The sequence below is a fragment of the Candidatus Deferrimicrobiaceae bacterium genome (assembly GCA_036504035.1).
Lineage (GTDB): Bacteria > Desulfobacterota > Deferrimicrobia > Deferrimicrobiales > Deferrimicrobiaceae > JANXPS01.
On the sequence record DASXVV010000005.1, the window covers coordinates 1 to 2,321 of the forward strand.

General features: G+C 69.2%; 2 protein-coding genes. Both read left to right on the top strand.

Annotated features, from left to right (window positions below):
* The first annotated feature begins 125 nt into the window (after positions 1-125).
* Positions 126-1,364 (top strand): IS21 family transposase, encoded by a 1,239-nt coding sequence (gene istA / locus VGK27_01325; GenBank protein ID HEY3488742.1) that lies wholly within the window; start codon positions 126-128, stop codon positions 1,362-1,364.
* Entirely contained in the window at positions 1,361-2,137 is a 777-nt protein-coding gene (gene istB, locus VGK27_01330; GenBank protein HEY3488743.1) for an IS21-like element helper ATPase IstB, read from the top strand. Before istA ends, istB begins: the two co-directional genes overlap by 4 nt.
* Positions 2,138-2,321: the final 184 nt, after the last annotated feature.

Sequence of the window (2,321 nt, forward strand, 5' to 3'; positions counted from 1 at the left end):
TGTAGAGCGCCACTGATACTGACCCCCTTGCGACACCAAAACTGACCCCCTCCCAGCCTCCAACACGGAGGTTGGTTATGGAGCGAGAGGCCGAAGTTGTGGCACCCCCTACCCAGGAGGTGCCGATGGTGGAGCCGGAGGTCGTTCGACAGATGCGGCAGTTGCTGGAGCTGGGCTGGGGCGCGAAGCGCGTCGCGCGCGAGTTGGGCATCGCGCGCAACACCGTGCGCCGCTACCAGCGGGCGGGCGAGGCCGCGGAGACGCAAGTCCGCCCGAAGGCATGGCGGCTCGATACCGCGGCGCGCGCGGACGCGGTGGTCCTCTTCGAGGGCGCTGCGGAGGGCAACGCGGTCGTCGTGCAGCAACTGCTCGCCGAGAAGGACGTGGAAGCCAGCGTTCGCACGGTCCAGCGAGCGGTCGCCGAGCGTCGGCGGGAGTTGGTGGCCTCCGCGGTGGCTACGGTCCGCTACGAGACCGTCCCCGGGCGGCAGATGCAGATCGACTTCGGGCAGAAGTGGGTCCGCATCGCGGGAACGTCGGTGCGGGTCTACCTGCTGGTGGCGGTCCTCGGCCACTCTCGGCGGATCTTCGTGAAGGCCTTCCTCGCGGAGCGCCAGGACGACTGGCGCGAGGGGATCGCGGCGGCCTTCCGGCACTTCGGCGGGGTGCCCCAGGAGGTCCTCGGGGACAACGCCAAGGCGCTGGTGCTCGAGCACAACCGCGCCGCCCAGACGGTCACCTTCCACCCCGGCTACCTCGCCTTCTGCCGCGACTGGGACGTCGTGCCCCGGGCCTGCGGGCCCTACCGCGCGCGCACGAAGGGCAAGACCGAGTCGGGGGTGAAGTACGCCAAGAGGAACGGGCTCGCCGGGCGCGACTTCGAGAGCTTCGCCGCGCTCGAGGCGCACCTAGCCGAGTGGATGTTGCTGGCCGACCAGCGGGAGCACGGCACGACGCACGAGGCGCCGGCGCTGCGCTTCGAGCGCGACGAGCGGCACGCGCTGCGTCCCCTTCCGGTGCGGCCTCCGGTGGCCCGGGAGAGACGGCTGACGCGGAAGGTGGCCAACGACGCCCTCGTCGACGTGAACACCGTCCGCTACAGCGTCCCCCACCGGCTCGTGAAGCAGTCCGTCGAGGTGCTGGTCGGCGAAAGCCAGGTGACGATCTTCCATGGCCAGGCGGTCGTGGCCCGGCACGCCCGCTCCTTCGAGCCGCACAGCAAGGTCGTCGAGCCCTCGCACTACGAGGGGCTCTGGCGGACGCCGGTCGAGCCGGAGCCGCCCCCGAGCGGAGGCCAGGCGTTGGCCGAGTATGGGCGGTCGCTGTCGGACTACGCCGAAGTGGTCGAGGGGAAGGCCGCATGAGCGAGCTCATCCACGCCCGGGTCATGGACTCCCTGCGCCGGCTCTACCTCGGCCATGTGGCAGACCAGCTCGATTCGCTGCTCGCCGACGCGGCCCGCAAGGAGCCCACCTACCTCGACTTCCTCGACGGGCTGCTCCAGTCCGAGGTCGGCTCCAAGCAGCGCAAGCGGGTCGCGATGGGCATCCAGATTGCCCACTTCCCGGGCCCGAAGACGCTCGACGACTTTGACTTCAAGTTCCAGCCGTCGGTCGACCAGAAGCTGGTGAAGGAGCTGGGGACCGGGCGCTTCATCGCCAACGGCGAGAACGTGCTGCTGTTCGGCCCTCCAGGGGTGGGCAAGACGCACCTGGCCATCGGCTTGGGGCGCGCAGCTGTCGAGACGGGCCACACGACCCTCTTCACGAGCGCCACGGCGCTCCTGGGTGCGCTCTCGAAGGCCGAGGTGGACGGCCAGCTCCCGGAGAAGCTCGCGTACTACGCCAAGCCGAAGCTGCTGATCATCGACGAGCTCGGCTACCTGCCCTTCGAGAAGAGGAGCGCCCACCTCTTCTTCCAACTGGTCGCTCGCCGCTACGAGAAGGGCAGCCTGCTCATCACCACCAACCAGATGGTGGCCCAGTGGGGCACGGTCTTCGGAGACGACGTGCTGGCCGCGGCGATCCTCGACCGCCTGCTCCATCACAGCCACACGCTGATGATCCAAGGGGAGAGCTACCGCCTGAAGCAGAAGCGGAAAGCCGGACTGCTCGAAGGAAGGGCGTCCAAGCCCTAAAGCGCGCTCGGGGCGGATCGGAGCGGGGTGGGGCCGGAAGAAGCCCCGGCCCCTCCCCGCAGGCCCCACCCCCGACCGCCCGACGCGTCACATCCAGCGACCGACTGGCGGTCGCTGATCACAGGGGCCGGGAGGGGGTCAGTTTTACTGTCGTAATGGGGTCAGAAATTGCTGTCGCTTGACA

Coding starts and splice junctions, on each gene's coding strand:
- istA (HEY3488742.1), top strand. CDS start 126: ATGGTGGAGCCGGAGGTCGTTCGACAGATGCGGCAGTTGCTGGAGCTG.
- istB (HEY3488743.1), top strand. CDS start 1,361: ATGAGCGAGCTCATCCACGCCCGGGTCATGGACTCCCTGCGCCGGCTC.